This window comes from Cohnella ginsengisoli (assembly GCF_029525555.1).
Classification (GTDB): Bacteria; Bacillota; Bacilli; order Paenibacillales; family Paenibacillaceae; genus Cohnella; species Cohnella ginsengisoli.
In genome coordinates, this window is sequence record NZ_JAPDHZ010000008.1 from 190,523 (window position 1) to 208,180 (window position 17,658).

At 62.5% G+C, this 17,658-nt stretch carries 13 protein-coding genes; 2 read left to right on the forward strand and 11 right to left on the reverse strand.

Annotated features, from left to right (window positions below; translation table 11 throughout):
• Window positions 1–54: 54 nt before the first annotated feature.
• Both OMP38_RS31715 and OMP38_RS31720 read left to right on the forward strand, forming a co-directional pair.
• Window positions 55–519, forward strand: coding sequence for a MarR family winged helix-turn-helix transcriptional regulator (locus OMP38_RS31715; RefSeq protein ID WP_277568611.1), 465 nt, complete (start codon window positions 55–57; stop codon window positions 517–519).
• Window positions 503–1,900: an MFS transporter gene (locus OMP38_RS31720; protein ID WP_277568612.1), complete on the forward strand. Its 1,398-nt coding sequence runs from the start codon at window positions 503–505 to the stop codon at window positions 1,898–1,900. Before OMP38_RS31715 ends, OMP38_RS31720 begins: the two co-directional genes overlap by 17 nt.
• 329 nt (window positions 1,901–2,229) lie before the next feature.
• Here OMP38_RS31720 and OMP38_RS31725 read toward each other — a convergent pair whose 3' ends face one another.
• From OMP38_RS31725 to uxaC, 11 genes are all read right to left on the reverse strand, one after another.
• The gene (locus tag OMP38_RS31725) at window positions 2,230–3,258 is read right to left on the reverse strand and encodes a glycoside hydrolase family 88/105 protein (RefSeq protein WP_277568613.1); all 1,029 of its coding nucleotides are present in this window, start codon (window positions 3,256–3,258) and stop codon (window positions 2,230–2,232) included.
• Between the two features lie 26 nt (window positions 3,259–3,284).
• On the reverse strand, window positions 3,285–4,058 hold the full coding sequence (locus OMP38_RS31730) for a carbohydrate ABC transporter permease (RefSeq protein WP_420869804.1): 774 nt from the start codon (window positions 4,056–4,058) through the stop codon (window positions 3,285–3,287).
• Window positions 4,059–4,182: 124 nt separating this feature from the next.
• Window positions 4,183–5,085, reverse strand: coding sequence for a carbohydrate ABC transporter permease (locus tag OMP38_RS31735; RefSeq protein WP_277568614.1), 903 nt, complete (start codon window positions 5,083–5,085; stop codon window positions 4,183–4,185).
• A 450-nt stretch (window positions 5,086–5,535) separates the two neighbouring features.
• Complete coding sequence (locus tag OMP38_RS31740) at window positions 5,536–6,882, reverse strand: ABC transporter substrate-binding protein (RefSeq protein WP_277568615.1); 1,347 nt, start codon at window positions 6,880–6,882, stop codon at window positions 5,536–5,538.
• A gap of 215 nt (window positions 6,883–7,097) precedes the next feature.
• A complete protein-coding gene (locus OMP38_RS36730; protein WP_477100088.1) occupies window positions 7,098–8,663 on the reverse strand; it encodes a response regulator in 1,566 nt (521 codons plus the stop codon).
• A 144-nt stretch (window positions 8,664–8,807) separates the two neighbouring features.
• Window positions 8,808–10,457 carry a sensor histidine kinase gene (locus OMP38_RS31750; protein ID WP_277568616.1) on the reverse strand — a complete coding sequence of 550 codons (1,650 nt, stop codon included), beginning with the start codon at window positions 10,455–10,457 and terminating at the stop codon, window positions 8,808–8,810.
• Between the two features lie 510 nt (window positions 10,458–10,967).
• Window positions 10,968–11,402, reverse strand: a complete 435-nt coding sequence (locus OMP38_RS31755) for a hypothetical protein (RefSeq protein ID WP_277568617.1) — start codon at window positions 11,400–11,402, stop codon at window positions 10,968–10,970.
• Between the two features lie 194 nt (window positions 11,403–11,596).
• On the reverse strand, window positions 11,597–12,673 hold the full coding sequence (locus tag OMP38_RS31760) for a glycoside hydrolase family 3 protein (RefSeq protein WP_277568618.1): 1,077 nt from the start codon (window positions 12,671–12,673) through the stop codon (window positions 11,597–11,599).
• Window positions 12,674–12,963: 290 nt separating this feature from the next.
• The gene (locus OMP38_RS31765; RefSeq protein ID WP_277568619.1) at window positions 12,964–14,601 is read right to left on the reverse strand and encodes a UxaA family hydrolase; all 1,638 of its coding nucleotides are present in this window, start codon (window positions 14,599–14,601) and stop codon (window positions 12,964–12,966) included.
• Window positions 14,598–16,151 carry a tagaturonate reductase gene (locus OMP38_RS31770; protein ID WP_277568620.1) on the reverse strand — a complete coding sequence of 518 codons (1,554 nt, stop codon included), beginning with the start codon at window positions 16,149–16,151 and terminating at the stop codon, window positions 14,598–14,600. Before OMP38_RS31770 ends, OMP38_RS31765 begins: the two co-directional genes overlap by 4 nt.
• Window positions 16,148–17,602 (reverse strand): glucuronate isomerase, encoded by a 1,455-nt coding sequence (gene uxaC / locus OMP38_RS31775; protein ID WP_277568621.1) that lies wholly within the window; start codon window positions 17,600–17,602, stop codon window positions 16,148–16,150. Before uxaC ends, OMP38_RS31770 begins: the two co-directional genes overlap by 4 nt.
• Between the last annotated feature and the right edge of the window lie 56 nt (window positions 17,603–17,658).

Consider the following 17,658-nt stretch of genomic DNA (forward strand, 5'->3'; position numbering starts at 1 on the left):
CGGACCGACACGCTTTATTTTTGTTGTACATACAAACGAAGGATGGGATGCACGATGAGTGACGCTTCGCCCGACGAAGGCTTTTTGCAGAGCTGCCTGTTTTTCACCGCGAACCGGCTCGGCCGGGCGATCACGCGCATCGCCGAGGAGGAGTTCGCGCCGACCGGCTTGACGCCGATGTACGGCTACGCGATCCGGCTCGTCAACGGGAGGCCCGGCGTCACGCAGAAGGAGCTGGCGGAAAAGCTGAGCATCGCGCCGTCCACGCTGACGCGGTTCATCGACAAGCTCGAGACCAAGCAGCTCGTCCGCCGAAGCGTGCAAGGCAAGACGGTGCTGCTCTACCCTACGCCCAAGGGACAGGCGCTGGAGAGCGAGATCCGGCTTGCCTCGAAGCGACTGAAAGCCAGATACAAGGAGATTCTGGGCGATGCGGCCGCCGATGCGCTGTCCGACGGCATCTTGTCGGCCGGCACCCGGCTGGAGAAGGGAGTTGCCGCCGATGAACGCGACGCCTGACAAGAAGGATACGGCTGAAAAAGAAGGCGTGGCGAACGGAGATTTCGAAAACGGAGGTTTGGCGAACGGAGGTTTGGCGAACGGAGGGAATGCGCAAGACGCAGCGAACGGCGCAGCATCCCCCCGCCGCCGGAGATTTCACTACGGCTGGACCGTGATCGCCGTCACGTTCGCCACGCTGATCGTGTCCGCCGGCGTGCGCTCGATGCCCAGCATCTTCATGCTGCCTTTCGAGCAAGAGTACGGCTGGAGCCGCGGCGGCATCTCGAGCGTCATCTCCGTCGGCATTCTGCTGTACGGGCTGATGGGCCCTTTCTCCGCGGCGCTGCTGCTGCGCTTCGGGATCCGCTGCATGACCGCGCTCTCGCTCGCCGTGCTCGCGGCCGGCTTGCTGGCCACGCCGTACATGACGGCGCTGTGGCAGTTTGAGCTGCTGTGGGGCGTCGTGTCTGGCCTCGCCACCGGCATGATGGCCAACGTGCTCGGCGTCACGGTCGCGGGCCAATGGTTCGCGGAGCGCCGCGGCCTCGTCGTCGGCATCCTGACGGCTAGCGCGGCGACCGGCCAACTGCTGTTCCTGCCGTTGCTCGCCCGCATCACGGAGGAGGCCGGCTGGCGGAACGCCGTCTACGCGGCCGTCGTCGCGACACTCGTCGTGCTGGCCGCCGTCGCGATCTGGATGCGCAATCACCCCTACGACGTGGGCGCCGCGCCTTACGGCGAGACTGAGGTCGCGAAGCCGGCGCCGTTCCGCGGCAACCTGTTCCTCGCGCCGCTCGCAGCGCTGCGGGAAGGGGCGCGCACGAAGACGTTCTGGCTGCTCAGCGGCACGTTTTTCTTTTGCGGCTTCTCGACGAACGGCCTGATCGGCGCCCATCTGATCCCCGCCTGCGGCGACTTCGGCATCCCCGAAGTAACGGCGGCGAGCATGCTCGCCCTGATGGGCCTGTTCGACCTCGTCGGCACGACGCTCTCCGGCTGGCTGTCCGACCGCTTCGACAGCCGCAAGCTGCTGTTCTGGTACTACGGCCTGCGCGGCTTGTCCTTGCTCTTCCTGCCCTACGCCCTGGGCGCTGGTCAGCCGCAGCTCACGCTGTTCACCGTGTTCTACGGGCTCGACTGGATCGCGACCGTCCCGCCGACCGTCAAGCTGTCGCAGGATGCCTTCGGCAAAGAGCGGGCGGGTATGATCTTCGGCTGGGTCGTCGTTACCCATCAGCTCGGCGCCTCCGTCGCCGCCTATGCGGCCGGCACCGTCCGGGAGTGGCTCGGGAGCTACCAGGTGCCGTTTTTCGCGGCGGGCTTCGTCTGCCTGATCGCGGCGCTCATGGCGCTTCGCATCGCGAAGCAGCGCGCGGCCGTGCGCGGAGCGGCGGCCTGAAGGCGCAGGGCGCTTCGCAACCGAAGCAGCGTTTGGGTCGTGCGCCCAAGGGGCGGCCTGACTGCGTTTTGGTACAGGCAAAGGTCTTTGCAGCTCGCACCCCGGATTTCCGGGGACTGCGACTGCAAAGACCTTTTCTCATTTTGACGTGAATCGAATGGAATAACTGCAAACTTTTGCAGTTATTCATGCGATACGGGCCGAAGCAGCTATTCCTCTTCGGTAGCATCCACTCTTAAGAGCTCGCGACATGCGGACAAGCGCGATTCACGGTTCCAGACGCGCAAAATCATTCGCAACGATCCGCCGCACCTAACGCTATTTCCGCCCTACCACTCCTGCCGCGCGAGCAGCGACGACAGAAACACCAGCGCGAGCCCCTGGCCCCAGCCCTGAATGCGCTTCTCCGACGTGTCCTTGTAGCCCTGGACGTCGCGCATGACGGCGGTGCCCGCCGATACGCCCGAGACCATGCCGTCCTCGGTGATCCGGTCCAGAATGCCGCGAACGGAACGGTTGACGTATTTGTTGTAAAGACGCCCGCGCGACAGCAGCGCCGCGGCGATGCCGGCCGAACCCGACGTCTCGAAGTACGACGACGGATCGTCCAGCACGGTGTGCCACAGCCCCGTCTCCTCGTCCTGCAGCCGCACGAGCGCGCTGAGCTGATCGCGCAGCGAGCCCTCGATGATCATGAACGACGCATGGTGCACGTCGACGAGCTCGAGCGCGCGCGCCATCGTCAGCGCCGCCCAGGCGTTGCCCCGCGCCCAGAAGACGCCGGACATATGATTGCCCGCGATGTTGTCCCAGCCGTGGTAATACAGGTTCGTCTTCGGGTCCTGCAGGCAGTTCTCGTGACCGTGGTATTGACGAATGCCGTCCATGATGTAGTCCGGCCGGCCGAGCAAATGGCCGACTCGCAGCAGGAAGTAGCCCGCCATGAACATCGTGTCCACCCATGCCTGCTCCGGAAAATCGTACGTATGCGAATTGACCGTATGCTGGAAGATGCCTTCCCCGAAGCGAACCGCATCGTGCGAGAGGAACTCCGCCATCTCCGTCGCTTTGTCCAAGTAAAGCTGCTCGCCCGTCGCCTTGTGCAGCGTGAGCAGCGAGTGCCCCACCGAGACCGCGTTGACCGTCAGTTTCGGAATGCCGTCCTCCAGCTGTTCGTTGACCCACGCCTTTAACTTTTCCAAATATGCCTTGTTCCCTGTTGCTTCATAGGCTTCGCATACGCCGTAGAAGGCGACGCCCGCCGGCCAGTCCCAGTTGAAGTCCATGCGGAACGTGCGGTCGACCACCCGTTCGATTGCCGCGCGCACTTCCGCCTCGTCGAATTGCAATGCTGGCATATCCGTATCCTCCTTTGCGCGGATCATTATTTGAGACCGCTGGTGCTGATGCCTTCGACGATATAACGCTGGAAGACGAAAAAGATGATGAAGATCGGGACGAGCGACAGCGTGGCCATCGCGAACATGCCGCCCCAGTTGTTGACCGAATCGCCGTCGAGGAACATCTTGAGCGCCAGCGACACCGGATACAGCTTCGGATTGTTCAGGTACAGCAGCGGGTTGATGAAGTCGTCCCATCTCCAGTAGAAAGAGAAAATCGCCGCGGTGACGATCGACGGCACGATGAGCGGCAGAACGATGCGGAAAAAGATGCCGTACTTGCTGCAGCCGTCCATCTTGGCCGCTTCGTCGAGATCGTGAGGGATCGTGCGGATGAACTGCATGATCAGGAAGACGAAGAACGGCACGGCGAAAAACTGCGGCACGATGACCGGCTTGAACGACGACAGCCAGCCGATCTTGGAGAACATGACGTACTGGGGAATCATCGTGACGTCGTGCGGCAGCATCATCGTCATCATCATGCAGGCGAACCAGAAGCCTTTGCCGGCGAACGGGATGCGCGCGAAGCCGTAAGCGACGACCGCAGACGAGGCGACCGCGCCAATCGTCGAGATGACGACGATGAGGAACGAGTTTTTAAAGAACGTCGTGAACGTATTGCCAGCGAAGCCGGCCCAGCCGCTGCGATAGTTCTCCCAGGCGATCCGGCTCGGGATCAGGTTGTACGCCTGCGAGAAAATCTCGCCGTTGGGCTTCAGGGAACTGGAGATCATCCACAGGATCGGATAGATCATAACCAGCGCCAGGAGACCGACGATCAGGTGGAACAGAATCGGTTTCCATCTCTTACTCGGATTCGCCTTCAGCCTCGTTTGCGCGGGACTGGTCGTCAGCATCGCTTTTGCCGGCATCGCCATCTTAGCTCTCTCCCTTCGACTCGTAGTGGACCCAGTACTTGGACGTCTGGAACAGAATCAGCGCGATAATGCCGACCGTTAGCAGCATGACCCAGGCCATAGCGGAGGCGTAACCCATTTGGGTAAATTGGAAAGCGCGTTTGTACAGGTACAGCGAGTAGAGCAGGGTACTGTCGAGCGGGCCGCCTTCGCCGCGGGAGATGACGTAGGCCGGCGTGAAGGTCATGAACGCGGAGATCGTCTGCATGATCAGGTTGAACAGGATGATCGGGCTCAGCATCGGCAGCGTAATCTTGAAGAAGCGGCGCACCGCGCCGGCGCCGTCCACGTTCGCGGCTTCGTGCAGCGAAGCGGGGATGCTCTTGAGGCCGGCCAGAAAGATGAGCATCGAGGAGCCGAACTGCCATACGGACAGGGCGATCAGCGTCCAGATGGCGGTACCCGGCGAGCCGATCCAGGACGTCGTGGCGTGGGCGCCGAACAGGTTCAGGAACGAGTTAAGCAGGCCTTTGTCGCCGAACACTTGCGTCCACATGATCGATACGGCTACGCTGCCGCCGATGAGCGAGGGCAGATAATAGGCGGAGCGGTACAGGCCGATGCCGCCGACCGCCTTGTTGAGCAGCATCGCCACCGCCAGCGCGAACGCCAGCCGCAGCGGCACGCTCGCGACGACGTACGTGAACGTGACACTCACCGATTTCCAGTATTGGTCGTCGCCGGTGAACATCGTCTTGTAGTTGTCGAACCCGACCCAATTCGGCGCTTCGAACAGGTTGTAGTCGGTGAACGAATAGTACAGCGATGCCAGCATCGGGAACATCGTGAAGATCAGGAAGCCGATGATAAACGGCGCGGTGAACAAATATCCGACCAAATGGTTGTTTTCCCGGAACTTCGTCATCTCGATCACTCCAATCTAGGTCGCGTACGCGAATGTAAGCGTATACCTTATACTTCAATTATAAATTTCGGGGCCAAAACCAGAAGGCAAAAAACCGTTGTCTTTGTTCAAAAAACAGGCCTCCGGCTGGGGGGGAGGGTGCACCGGAGGAAGGAGTTTCTTCAACCTGTTGGTCTGCGTGCATACTTGAAATGCCGGAGGTCGGCTAGTCCGCGATCCGTTGATCGACGTGCATACGAAGAACCCCGTACGCCCGCTTTTCCGCAAACTGTTGATTGACGTTCACACTTCGGCTGTCGGCGGCGGTTCGTCCGCGAACTGTTGATCTACGTGCATACTTCAGAGGTCCAAACTTGAACGTTCACGCGCCGCAAAAAAAATGCCGGCCCCCGCGCGATTGCTCGCGCCGGAACCGGCATCTTGCCCGCCCGATGACCGGACGGTATTACGTCACTTGTTTTTCGCCAGGATGGCGTTCGCTTTCTCGCGGAATTCCGCGGCGCCCTTCTCGACGGTAACTTGCTTATACAAAATCTTCTCGACCTCGGCCTTGAGGAGCGCGTCGACTTCGACGGCGCCGACCGGGTTCGGCGGGTTCATCTCGCTGCTGTTCTTCTCCGCCCACGCGACGTAGTCGAATACTTTGGTCTGCTCCGGCGTCAGATTCGGACGGATTGCTTCCTGCACCTTGGACGACACGGGCACGCCGCGCTCGCCCAGGATGACCTTGTTCGCTTCGATGTCGTTGATGAAGTAGTTGATAAAGTCAATGGCCGCGTCCTTCACTTTGGAGGAGTTGGCTACCGTGAAGTACATGCTGGGCTTCAGGAAAAGCGCCTTATTCGTATCCCAGCCCGGAATCGGCAGCAGGTCGAGATCGCGCTTCGCCGCGGCGGAAAGGCCGATGAACTGGTTGGACCATTGGTTTGACGACAACGCGGTGCCAAGCGCCACGAGATCCTCCTCAGGCGTGCCCTTGCTCTGCGACAGCTTGTCGAGCGACAGCGTGTAGCCTTTGTCGTACCATTCCTGATATTTATTGTAGTAATCGATAAAGAGCTTGTCGTCGTCGTAACCGAGCTTCGTGCCGTCCGCCGCGTACATCAGCTTGCCCTGGCCGCGCAGATAGAACGGGAAGAAGACGTCGTGGCGCAGGTCGCTGAACAGCAGCTTTCCCTGTGCCTTGGCCTTGTCGCCGAGCGCGGCGAACTCGTCCCACGTCCAGCCCTTGTCGGCCGCCGGCTCTTCGATGCCCAGCGACTTCAGCATCGCCGGATCGACCATCATCGTGAGCGCGTTGGAGCCCGCGTTCATCGCGTACAGCTTGCCGTCGATCTTGCCGCCGGCGAGCGTCGTCTCGGCCACCGAGCTCACGTCGAGCTTGCCGCTCTCGGTGTAAGGCGTCAGATCGGCCAACTGGTTGCGGCCCGCGTACTGGTTAAGGTAGGAGATATCCATCTGGATGACGTCGGGCAGCTGGTTGGCGGCCGCTTGCGGGGCGAGCTTCTTCCAGTAATCGTCGAACGCCGCGTACTCAGGCTCGATCGTCACGTTCGGGTGCAGCTTTTCATACATGTCGATCACCTTGAGCGTGTAATCGTGGCGCGATTGTCCGCCCCACCAGGCTACGCGCACCGTGACCGGCTTGTCGTCGCTCTTGGCCGTCGCGCTCGCGCTGCTTCCGGCGCTGCCGGATGCGGCTGCGTTGCCCGCGTTGTTATCGTTGTTCCCGGAGCCGCAGGCGGCGAGGCCGATCATCAAGCTCGCGGCCACCAGCGTCGTCGTTAATTTTTTCATATTTCGTTCCTCCCCCAGGATCGATGGATTCCGTAATTGATAGTGCTTACATTTACTATTATTGCGTTTATGCGGGAGGATTTTAACTCAAAAAACAGAGGTGTTTGTATAAAAAAACAGAGTATTGGAAAGCGCTTTATCGGCGCGGCGTAAAGGCTCCACCATGCGCGATTCTTGTGCATGGTCGTGTTACGGCCGCCTCCACACACTCGCGCTCACGCCCGCGTCTTCATCCCAGGCTCTTGATATATTCCGAAGGCGTGCAGCCCGCGTATTTTTTGAATATCTGGCTGAAATACTGCGGATTGTCCCCGAAGCCCAGCCGCTCGGCCAGCTCGAAGATTTTCACGTCGGGCTCGGCGGCGATGTCCGCCATCGCTTGCTTGATGCGCGACTGGGTGACGAAAGCGGAAAATTTCTCTCCCGTTTCCTTTTTTGAAAAGCTTGCCCAGATAGTCCGCGTTCATATACAGCATTTCCTGCGCCACCCAGTTGAGCGACAGCTCCGGATTGCCGAGCTGCGTCTCCACGATCGCGATCACTTTCCGCACGATAGCGCTGTGCTTGTTCACGTTCTGCTCGTAGTTCCACCGTGCGATCTCCTTGGCCGCCTCTTCCAGGAAAGCCTGGATCGCATGAAGCGTCGTCAGCTCGACCAGCGCGGGGATCCGCTGATAGTAGTCGCCCATTCGGCCCGGCTCGCACAGCCGGATCAGCGCGACGAACTGCTGGAGCACGTATGACTTCGCAACGCCGATATCGAGCTGGGCTTCCTTCAAGCCGCCGATGAATTCGGCCAGCGCGGCCTCCGCCTCCTCGAGATGGCCCGAGCGTACGGCCATGCACAGCCGCTCCTCGTCGAACGCGAACGAATCGTCCCGGCTCGGCAGGAGCGTATCCTTGCGGGTGATCAGGCTGCCTTCCTCCACGTAGAAGCCGTAGTTCAGGCAGGACAACGTCTCCCTGTACAGGCCGCGGGCGTTGGTGATGTGATCCGGCTCGCTCAGCGCGACCGTCGCCTTTAGCTTGTAGTAGTCTTGGAAAATGTCGCGGATGCGCCCCAGCTTATGCTGGAGCCCTTCGCCTTCGCCGTCTTCCTCCTCGCGGATGACGAGCAGCACATGGTCGCCGATGGTCGTGCTGAGCAGCGGCTGCGCGAGCACGTCGCCCGCGATGTTGCGGATCGCGAACAGATGCTCGAACTCGAACGGCGCTTGCAGTTGGAACAGGATCAGCCGCACCCGGTAATCGTAGTCGAGCTTGAACAGCTGCCGGTACCGCTCCCAGTCCCGGATGCCGAACGTCTTGTTCGTCACGAATTCCTTCAGGAATTGCTCCTTGACGTGCGGCATGACGGCGTCCATCTCCGTCTTCATCTGCTGCAGAAACGCTTCGCGCCGCTCCTCCTGGCCGAGCTCCGCGATCAGTTCGGCGAGCGCGCCCGCGATCTTGTGCTCGTTGGTCGGCTTGAGCAGGTAATGCTTCACGCCGTACTGCATCGCGCGGCTCGCATACTCGAATTCGCCGAAGCCGGACAGCACGATAAACCGGATATGCGGGTAGGCTTCGCTCGCTTTCTCCACCAACTGCAGGCCGTCCATGACCGGCATCTTGACGTCCGTGATGACGATATCCGGCGCCAGCTCCGCGAGGCGCTCGAACGCCTCCGCGCCGTTGCGCGCCGTGCCGGCGAGCGCGGTGCCCGCCGACGCCCAGTCGACGATGCGCGAGATGCCGTCCAAAATGAGCCGTTCGTCGTCCACTAACAGTACCTTGTACATGATCCGTCCTCCTTCGTTCGGTTCGGCTTAGGTCCGCGCATCTTCGGCGGGCAGCGCCAGCGTCACGCGGGTGCCTCCCCCGGCTCGCTCTCCACGCGGACGCCGTAGGCTTCGCCGAACGCGATCTTGATGCGGTCGTCGATGTTAAGCAATCCGATGCCTCTGCCCTGGCCGCGGGCTTCCCCGCTGCGGAGCCGCTCCAGCATGCGGGGGGTCCATCCCCGGTCCCGAATCCTCGACGGTGAGCAGGAGCAGTCCTTCCGCGGACGATTCCCTGGCGCGTATGACGATCCGGCAAGGCGACATCGAAGGCTCCACCGCGTAGTTGACGGCGTTCTCGAGGAGCGGCTGCAGCGTCAGCTTCGGAATCGTGCGCCCCATGAGCGCTTCCGGAATGTCCGTATCGAAATCCAGGCGTTCCTCGAATCGGTACTTCTGGATCGTGACGTAGCTTTCTACCAGCCCCAGCTCCTCACGCAGCGGGATGAGCGGGTCGCCGAGCGAGATCGAATTGCGCAGCAGGAAGCCGAGCGCCTCGACCATCTGCGAGATCTGCGGCTGACGGTTGATCTTGGCCATCCAGTTGATCGACTCGAGCGTATTGTACAGGAAGTGCGGGTTGATCTGCGCTTGCAGCGCCTTGAATTCCGTTTCCTTCACCAGCAGCCGGCTCTTGAAATTTTCCGTGATCAGCGCGTTGATGCGCTCGATCATGATGCGGAACGAACGGTGCAGCAGGCCGACCTCGTCGCGCGGCACGCTGGCCGTATCGATCGACAGCAGGTTCGCCTCCTCGAAGTTCCCGCGCTCGGCGAGCCGCATGCGCGCGATCAAATCGTCGATCGGACGCGTCATGCTGCGCGAGAACCGGAAGCCCCACGCCATCACGACGATGAGGAGACCGACGAATACGAAAACGACGAGCTCCTTAATGAAGATGATGCGCTCGAAAATCTGGTTGAACGGCGTCAGGTTGAAGTACATCCAGCCCGAATTCCCCGATTCGATATGCGACACGAAGTACCGCTCGCCGCCGAAGTTGCCGACGAAATATCCGCTGCCGTTGCGGCTTTCCTCCTCGTCCAGTCCGACGTCGGCAAACGCGGGATGAACGGGGTAGACGATATCCGAGCCGGAACGGATGAGCAGTTCGCCCTCGGCAGGGGCGTTCTCGCGCACGATCCGCTCAATGTTGATGCGGATGACGAGCATGCCGAGCCGTTTGAGGCTGAAGTCGGTACCCTCGTACGCCCGCACTTTCCTTGCCGTGACCAGCGCGCTGTCGTTCTCGTCCGGATACAGCAGCACCTGCTCGCCCTCCGCCAGGTCGGACCGGCTCAGCAGATCCGCGACCTTCGCGTCGTTCAGCGCCTTGACGTTGCCCGCGGCATTCTCGTGCCCGAGCGCGTCGTACAGCTGGATCGATAGCAGGTACGGTTCCGTGCCGGTATAGTTGAGCAGCCGGTCGACGAGATCGCGACGTAGCAGCAGCCGGTCGTAATCGCTGGTGTCCGGATTGGCGATCTTTTTCAGCAGCGACTGGACCTGCCCGTCCGCCGTCACGTTGTAGGAGATCTGCCGGATGCGTTTCAGCTCCGCCTCGATGGCGGAGGAGGACAGGTTCAGCACCTGCGACGATTTGCTGTAGATCTGGCTGTCGTAAATGGAAAACGCGTACTGCTGCACGAGCAGCGTCGCGGAAAAGGAAAGCGCCACGATGAGCGCGATCAGCAAAGACAGCTTGTTGCGTATCCGCATGTTGCGGTAAAAATCGAATCCGAACCGTTTGCGCATCGGGATACGCTCCTTCGCGGGAGGACCGGCCCGGAAGCGCCGGCAAGCGATCGGACTAGCCGGCGCTGCGCGGCGGCCGGGCCGGCCGTTAGCCTCATTTTACTACAAAGCGGATCGGGCGGCCCGACCCGCAGGGATCGGGATATTGGCCATCCCGCCCCCGCTTACGCCTCTATCGTACCAGAATGGGCGAACGGCCCCATCGCATAATTCCGGGAGAAATGTTCAAAATTCAGAGGAATGCGGTTAAGCGACATACATGGGGATTGACGCAAATGGCGCGAGGTTAGCCGAATGTATTTCTAGCTAGGAACTCTTGGGGGTGCCGGGCGCAAAGTTGGCCGAATGTGTTTCTAGCTAGGAACTCTTGGAGGTGCCGGGCGCGACGCTAGCCGAATGTGTTTCTAACTGGGAACTCTTGGGGTGCTGGGGCGCAACGCTATCGTCCGACATGCAAAATGGGACGAAGCAGGAAAATGAACCCGCTTCATCCCGTCTTTCTAGTTATACTTACAGATTGTCGACCGGCGCGACGCCATTGAACGGAATCTCGCCGAACAAGGCGCGCACGAACGCTTCGTGGGACGCCGGCACGTTGCTGTAGGCATTGATGGCGACCGGAGCCATGTCGAAGTAGTCGGCGATGAGGTATGGCGAGCCGAATGAAGCCACGACCGTCTTATCCCTGCCGGCCGTCAAGGCGCTCCAGCAAGCGGAGGCTTCCTCTGCGCTGAAGGCGAGCGGTCCCATCGGGTGATGGTGGCGCAGGATCGGCGCATAGACGATCAGGTCGACCTCCCGCTCCCGCGCGATCAGATCCTCGTACCAGACGTTGCGAATGAGCTCCGTCTCGATGCCGCGCCGCTCGAATGCTTCCTTGAGCGTGATCAGGTCGTCATAGTCGGCCGTCGACGGGCTGATGCCGACGATGAGCGCCTTGCGCACCGCGCCCGACGCCAGCGGCAGCAGGCCCTCCTCGTCGCGGACGAGCGTCAGCGCACCCTCCGCTACGCTTTGCGCCGTACGTTCCGCGAAGGCGGCGATGCCGGCCTGACCCGCGGGGGATCTCCGTCGCCTTCACCACGTAAGCAGGCTGGCTCGCTGCTGAAGCTTCGCTGATCGCCTTTGCCTCGGGCGCGTTATCGCAGGCCGCCAGCACGCCGAAGCGCCGCTTCATCTGCAGTACGCGCTCCACCGCATCGTCCAGCCGCTCCATCGTCAGCGCCCCCCGTTTCGAGCGCTTTTTCCGCCTCCTCGAAGTACGTAAGCTCCGGCCACAGCAGCATGTCGGTGCCTGCGTTCAGCGTGTGAAGGTAAGCCTCGTTGCGCTCGTACCATTTCAGATAGCCGCCCATGATCAGCGCGTCGCTGACAATGGCGCCCTTGAAGCCCATCTGCCGCTTCAGCAGTCCGTCGCTCAGCTCCGCGGACAGCGTCGCCGGCAGGTACCGGCCGCCAAGGGCCGTCTGCGACTGGAAGGCGGGCAGCGCGATATGGCCCGTCATGATAGACGCGAGACCGTCATCGACGAGCGCCTGGAACACCGCGCCATGCTGAGCGAGCCATTCCTCGCGGGACAGCGAGTTGGTCGTCGTGGTCATATGCTGGTCGCGATAGTCGACGCCGTCGCCGGGGAAGTGCTTCGCGGTCGCGGCCAGTCCGTGATCCTGCATGCCCCGCACGATCGCCTTCAGCAGCGGGATCGCCCAGGAGGGCTTGTCGGAGATCGCCCGGATGGCCGTGATCGGATTAAAACGGTTGACGTTCAGGTCGGCGACCGGCGAGAACGTCCAGTTCACGCCCGCAAGACCCGCCTCAAGCGCCGTCGCCTTGCCGTAATCGTACGCGAGCTGCTCGCTGCGCGTCGCGCCCAGCGCCATCGGGAACGGCAGCTTCGTGAGGCCGGGAATCATGCTGCCGCAGCCGTTTTCCAAGTCCGATGCGAAAATGAGCGGGATGCGCGTCGCCGCCCGGTACTGCTCGGTCGCTTCCTTCACCTGCTCGAAGCCGTTGCTCGTCATGACGTCCTTAATAATCTCCGCGCCGACGAAAAAGCCGCCGACCGGGTAGCGGTCCAAAAAGGCCTCCAGGCTGCCGTGCTTCTCGATCTCCTGCGCCCGGCCGGACAGCAGGACGACGGTCTGGCCGATTTTCTCCCTGACGGTCAAGTCCGCGAGCTTGACGTCGCGAAGCTTATGGTTGTCGTTCGTAAGCATGTAACTCTCCCCTTCCAAGCCTGCATGCCGGTCGAGCCGGCCACCTGCGTTTTGAGTGCGTTCATCGACCAGTATGAGGTCGCGGACGGGGCGCGCCTACTGTAAAATATCCATTTTGTTGCCTTCCCGACTGTCCATATTTAACTTTACTGTACGGAGGCGGACGGGACGAAAAAAAGAGCGCTCAGCGTCATGCATACGACGACAGAAGCGCCCCTTCGGCGGTCGGCACTGCCGACGCCATGAACGATGGGTCCCGATATTCAGCGATACTGGGAACGGTAGTCGTATTAAAGAATGACCCCGTCCTTGAAAATGGCGATCTCGCGGAAGCCGTTCCGCTCGTTGTTGGTCTGCTTCTCGCCCGAGGCGAGCGAGACGATCTGCGCGAGCAGTTCATCCCGCAGCGCGTCCATGCCCATGCCTTCGATCAGCCGGCCCGCGTTGAAGTCGATCCAGTTTTTCTTGCGGTCCGCGAGCTGGGAGTTGGTGGCGATCTTCACGGTCGGCACCGGACCGCCGAACGGCGTGCCGCGCCCGGTCGTGAACAGCACGACGTGCGCGCCCGCGGCGGACAGGGCGGTGACCGAGACGAGATCGTTGCCCGGCGCCTGCACGAGATTGAGTCCCGGCTTGCGCGAAGGCTCGCCGTAGGCCAGCACGTCGGTGACCGTCGCGTGGCCGCCCTTTTGCGTGCAGCCGAGCGACTTCTCCTCGAGCGTCGTGATGCCGCCGTCTTTGTTGCCCGGGGACGGATTCTCGTAGATCTCCTGTCCGTGGCGGATGAAGTAGTCCTTGAAGTCGTTGACCAGCTTCACGATGTCCCCGAACACGCCCTCGTCGGCCGCGCGCTCCATGAGGATCGTCTCCGCGCCGAACATCTCCGGCACCTCGGTCAGCAGCGCCGTGCCGGCGACCGACGTGATGGCGTCGGCTACGCGGCCGACGAGCGGGTTCGCGGTGATGCCTGAGAAGCCGTCGGAGCCGCCGCATTTAAGGCCGATGCGCAGCTTCGACAGCGGTACGTCCGTCCGAACGAAGCGCTCCGCGTAATCGACCAGCTCGCCGATGAGCGACAGCCCTTCCTCCAGCTCGTCTTCGACCTCCTGCGACTTCATGAACTTCACGCGCTCGGGGTTGTAATCGCCGATGACCTTCTTGAACGCGTCGACCTGGTTGTTCTCGCAGCCGAGACCGACGACGAGCACGCCGGCGGCGTTGCCGTGGCGCACGAGCGCGGCCAGCAGCTTCTGCGTCGCGGTCAGGTCGTCGCCGAGCTGGGAGCAGCCGTACGGATGCGGGAAGTGGAACACGCCGTCGATGCCGCGCCCTTCGAACTGCCGCGAGGCCAGGCGAGCGAGCGTCTCGCACGTCTTGTTGATGCAGCCGACGGTATTCACGATCCAGATCTCGTTGCGGATGCCGACCTCGCCGTCGTCGCGCACATAGCCCCTGAAGCTGGTCTGCCCGGCGGGGAAAGACGCCGTCGATGCCGCCTCCGCGCCCGATTCGGCGGATTGCGGCTTGTACGTATAGTCCAGCACCGCGCCGAGGCCGGTCTTGAGATTATGCGTATGCACCCAGTCGCCGACCGCGATGTCTTCCTTCGCGATGCCGATCGAATAGCCGAATTTGTTCACGTGCTGTCCGGCGGCGACCGGCCGGATCAGCAGCTTGTGTCCGCGCGGCACGTCCCGCAGCACGAGCGCTGCGCCTTCGCCGCCCGCGCCGTCCGACCAGTCCACGGTCTCGCCGGCGCGGATGTCGCGCAGCGCGATGGCCACCTGGTCGCGCGGATTCAGCACGACGGTGTCGCTCGCAGCGGCAGCCGCGACTGCAGCAACCGCAGATCCGGACGCCGCCGTGCCGGCTGCCCCGGCACCGTCGACGCCAACCGATGCGTCCTGCGTCTTATCCGTCTCGCTCATGATGCGCTCGCCTCCATTTTCGTCAGCGCGCCGGCCAACGCCGCGCGCAGTCCTTCGATCTCGTCCAGGTCCCGTCCCCACCAGCCGGCGCGGCCGAGGATGTCCGCGACGAGACCTTCAAGCGTCAGCTCTCCCCGGTCCAGCCGCGCCCACAGCCCGGCCAGCTCCGTCAGCGCGGCCGCATCGTCTCGCAGCGCGATCGGCCCACCGTCCAGCCGGCTTCCCGCGAATCCGCCGTTCTCCGTCTCCCGCGCGCGATACAGCCGCAGCAGCGAGGCGAACGCCTCCACGATTCGCGGCGGCAGCTCGCCGGTCCGCTCCGCGTAAGCTTCAAGCGTCGGCAGCAGCCGCACCTTGAACTTGGACAGGCTGTTCAGCGCGATGTCGGCCAGCTTGTGCCGGACGTGCGGGTTCGCGAAGCGCTCCAGTACTTCGCCGGCGTAGCGGCGCATCTCGTCCTCAGGCAGCGGCACCGACGGCACGATCTCGTTCATGATCGCGTCGCGGATAAGCTCGCCGTAGACGGGATGCCCCACCGCTTCGCCGACCGTTTCCAGCCCGTTCAGCAGTCCGACGCTCGCCATCAGCGTGTGCGCGCCGTTCAGGATGCGCACCTTGCGAAGCTGGTACGGCTTCAGGTCGTCCGTCCACAGCACGTTCAGCCCGGCGCGCGCCAGCGGCAGCCGCGCATCCAGCGCGGCCTCTCCCTCGATCGCCCACAGATGATACGGCTCCGCGGCATTTAGCAGCCGGTCTTCGACGCCCTGCGCCGAAAAGACGCCCCCGGCCTCCTCGGCCGGATAGCCGGTCACGATCCGGTCGACGAGATTGTTGAGGAAGCGGTTGTGCTCGCCGATCCAGGACTTGAACGCCTCGGGCAGCCCCCAGTCCTCCGCGTGCCGCAGCACGATTTCCCGCAGCTTGTCGCCGTTGTGCTCGACCAGCTCGCACGGCAGCAGCAGCAATCCCTTCGCCGGATCGCCGCCGAACGTCTCGAATCGCCGGTGCAGCAACGCCGTCAGCTTGCCCGGATACGACAAGATCGGCCGCTCCGGTTCCCATTCGGACGTCTGGTAGACGAGCCCCGCCTCCGTCGTATTCGAAATGACGACTTCAAGCGCCGGCTCCTCCCCCAGCGACAGGAATCGCTCCCACTCCGCATACGGGTCGACCGTCAGCGCGAACGCCGACACCAGGTCCAGCTCGTCGACCGGACGGCCGTCCTGCAAACCGCGAATCCATTGGTAATACAAGCCTTGCTGCTCCCGCAGCTCGGCCAGCTTGGCCGCGCCCGAAGGACGGGGCTGGCAGACGGCCACGCCGCCTTCGAACAGCCCCTGCCGGTTGCACCGGTCGATCATCCAGTCGGCGAAGCCCCGCAGGAAGTTGCCTTCCCCGATCTGCAGCACCTTGACCGGATAGGCCTTCATCCGGTCGTATCGCGCCGCCAATTCTCCCTGGAGCGTCGCCCGGCTCAGCCGGGGCAGCGCCGTCCCGTCCGCAGCCGCTGCGTTAGCGTTAGCGCGCTCCGCGCCCGCGCCCCCGCTCATACGCCGCCCGCCGTCCGCGCGATCTCGATCCGCGCGGAGTCGGCGCCGAAGCGGAAGTAAGCTTCCGCGTTGCGATAGCATACGCCTTCGACGATCTCGCCGAGCAGCGCCGTATCGGCGGGCACGAGGCCCGACTCGACCCAGTCGCCGAGCAGATTGCACAGGATGCGGCGGAAATACTCATGCCGCGGATACGACAAGAAGCTGCGGGAATCCGTCAGCATGCCGACGAACCGGCTCAGGAGCCCCATGTTCGCGAGCGACTTCATCTGCGCGAGCATGCCGTCGATCGTATCGTTGAACCACCAGGCGGAGCCGAGCTGGATTTTGCCCGGAATGCCGTCGCCCTGGAAGCTCCCGATGATCGAGGCCAATACGTCGTTGTCGCCGGCGTTCAGCGAATACAGGATCGTGCGCGGCAGGCCGCCCTGACGCTCGATCCCGTCGAGCAGCTTGACGAGCGGACTCGCAAGCGCGCCCGCGTTGATCGAGTCGAAGCCGGTATCCGGGCCGAGACGTTCGAACATCGCCGTGTTGTTATTGCGGTGCGCATGGATGTGCAGCTGCATCGTCCAGCCGCGCTCGGCGTATAGACGCCCGAGGAACAGCAGCGTAAACGTCTTGTACTGCGCCTCTTCGTGCGGAGACACGGCCTCGCCGCGAAGCGCCTTGGCATAGATCGCCGCGGCCTGCTCTTGCGTCGCCTCCGCATGCATGACGGTATCGATCGCATGGTCGGACAGCAGACAGCCGGTCTCGTGGAAAAATTGCACGCGCTCGCCCAGCGCCTTCAGGAGCAGGCCGTAATCGGACAGCTCGTAGCCGCAAGCCTCGCGAAGGCGCGCCAGCCAAGGGAGGAACGTCGCACGATTGATCTCCAGCGCCTTGTCCGGACGAAACGAAGGACGCACCTGGAAGCCGTGGCGGTCCTCTTCGATCAGCTTGCGGTGGTATTCGAGCGAATCCGCCGGATCGTCCGTCGTGCAGACGACGCGGACGTTCGAGCCGCGCACCAGATCCTGCGGCGTGAAGCCGCCGCCTCTGATCTTGGCGTTCGCTTTTTCCCAAATAACGGGCGCGTTCTTCTCGTTGATCAGCTCGTCGATGCCGAACAGGCGGCGCAGCTCGAGATGCGACCAGTGGTACAGCGGATTGCCGATCGTCATCGGCACCGTCTTCGCGTAGGCCAGAAACCGGTCATAGTCGGAGATGCCTTCGCCGCCGGTGACGTACTGCTCCGGAATGCCGTTGGCGCGCATCGCCCGCCACTTGTAATGATCCCCGTACAGCCACACCTCGGTCAGGTTCGCGAACGGTTTATTGTCGTAGATCGCCTTCGGATCGAGATGGCAATGGTAGTCGATGATCGGCATCGGCGCGGCGAACCGCTCGTAAAGCATCGCGGCCGTGTCGTTATTCAGCAGGAAGCGGTCGTCCATGAACGCTCTCACAGGTAATCAACCTCCGTATCGTAATGTGCAATCGCTTACTGTTTCACAGATTATCG

What these genes read in the sequence shown, in the direction of transcription:
- OMP38_RS31740 (WP_277568615.1), bottom strand. Translation starts at nt 6,882, where the DNA reads ATGAAAAAATTAACGACGACGCTGGTGGCCGCGAGCTTGATGATCGGC.
- OMP38_RS31720 (WP_277568612.1), top strand. Translation starts at nt 503, where the DNA reads ATGAACGCGACGCCTGACAAGAAGGATACGGCTGAAAAAGAAGGCGTG.
- OMP38_RS31715 (WP_277568611.1), top strand. Translation starts at nt 55, where the DNA reads ATGAGTGACGCTTCGCCCGACGAAGGCTTTTTGCAGAGCTGCCTGTTT.
- OMP38_RS31725 (WP_277568613.1), bottom strand. Translation starts at nt 3,258, where the DNA reads ATGCCAGCATTGCAATTCGACGAGGCGGAAGTGCGCGCGGCAATCGAA.
- OMP38_RS31765 (WP_277568619.1), bottom strand. Translation starts at nt 14,601, where the DNA reads ATGAGCGAGACGGATAAGACGCAGGACGCATCGGTTGGCGTCGACGGT.
- OMP38_RS31770 (WP_277568620.1), bottom strand. Translation starts at nt 16,151, where the DNA reads ATGAGCGGGGGCGCGGGCGCGGAGCGCGCTAACGCTAACGCAGCGGCT.
- OMP38_RS31735 (WP_277568614.1), bottom strand. Translation starts at nt 5,085, where the DNA reads ATGACGAAGTTCCGGGAAAACAACCATTTGGTCGGATATTTGTTCACC.
- OMP38_RS31730 (WP_420869804.1), bottom strand. Translation starts at nt 4,058, where the DNA reads ATGATCTATCCGATCCTGTGGATGATCTCCAGTTCCCTGAAGCCCAAC.
- OMP38_RS31760 (WP_277568618.1), bottom strand. Translation starts at nt 12,673, where the DNA reads ATGCTTACGAACGACAACCATAAGCTTCGCGACGTCAAGCTCGCGGAC.
- OMP38_RS31750 (WP_277568616.1), bottom strand. Translation starts at nt 10,457, where the DNA reads ATGCGCAAACGGTTCGGATTCGATTTTTACCGCAACATGCGGATACGC.
- OMP38_RS36730 (WP_477100088.1), bottom strand. Translation starts at nt 8,663, where the DNA reads ATGTACAAGGTACTGTTAGTGGACGACGAACGGCTCATTTTGGACGGC.